General features: G+C 81.0%; 1 pseudogene. It reads right to left on the bottom strand.

Annotated features, from left to right (window positions below):
* Window positions 1-830 (bottom strand): annotated as a pseudogene (locus EEJ42_RS51225) (hypothetical protein); the annotation flags it as partial.

Here is an 830-nt window from a genome sequence, read left to right as displayed (position 1 = left end):
GCCGGGTCGGCCGGAGTCTGCACCTCGGCGGCAGCCGGGTCGGCCACGGACGGTTCGGCAGGCGCCTCCGCGGGCGCCGCCTGCGCGGCAGCCTCCGGCACCTCGGCCTCGGCCGACGCACCCGGGTCCGCCGGGGCCTGCTCCTCGGTGGGCGCGGCCTGAGCCTCGCCAGGGGCAGACGGGTCCTGCGCGTCGGCCTCCACCGGAGCCGCATCCGGGGCGACCGAGGCCGCCTGGTCCTGCCCGTCGGCAGTCGGAGCCTGCGCCTCTGCTGGCGCCGCCTGGGCATCGGCCTCCGGGGCCTGAGCCTCATCCGGCGCAGCCGGGTCCGCCGGGGCCTCTGCCGCGGATGCCTCGGCGGGGGCAGGCTCAGCAGGCGCCTCCGCAGGCGCCGCCTGCGCGGCTGCCTCGGGCACCTCGGCCTCGGCCGACTCACCCGGGTCCGCCGGGGCCTGAGCCTCGCCAGGCGCAGCCGGGTCGGCCTCAGCCGGGGTCTCTGCCACGGGCACCTCGGCAGGGACAGGCTCAGCCGGTGCCCCTGCGGGCGCCGCCTGCTCGGCAGCCTCCGGCACCGGGCTCCCGCCCGGCGCAGCCGGGTCCACCGGGGCCTGCGCCTCGGCGGGCGCAGCCTGGGCCTCGCCGGAGGCAGACGGGTCCTGCGCGTCGACCTCCGTCGGAGCCGCGTCGGAGGCGACCGGGCCAGCCTGGGCCTGCCCATCGGCAGCCGGGACCTGCGCCTCCGCAGGCGCCGCCTGGGCGTCGGCCTCCGGCACCGGCGCCTCGCCAGGCGCAGCCAGCTCCGCCGGGTCCTGCGCCACGGCCTGGGCCTG

The sequence above is a fragment of the Streptomyces botrytidirepellens genome (genome assembly GCF_003721215.1).
In the GTDB taxonomy this organism is placed as follows: Bacteria; Actinomycetota; Actinomycetes; order Streptomycetales; family Streptomycetaceae; genus Streptomyces; species Streptomyces himastatinicus.
The sequence above is the reverse complement of the archived record's forward strand: the minus strand, read 5'-3'. Positions and strand labels throughout refer to the sequence as shown.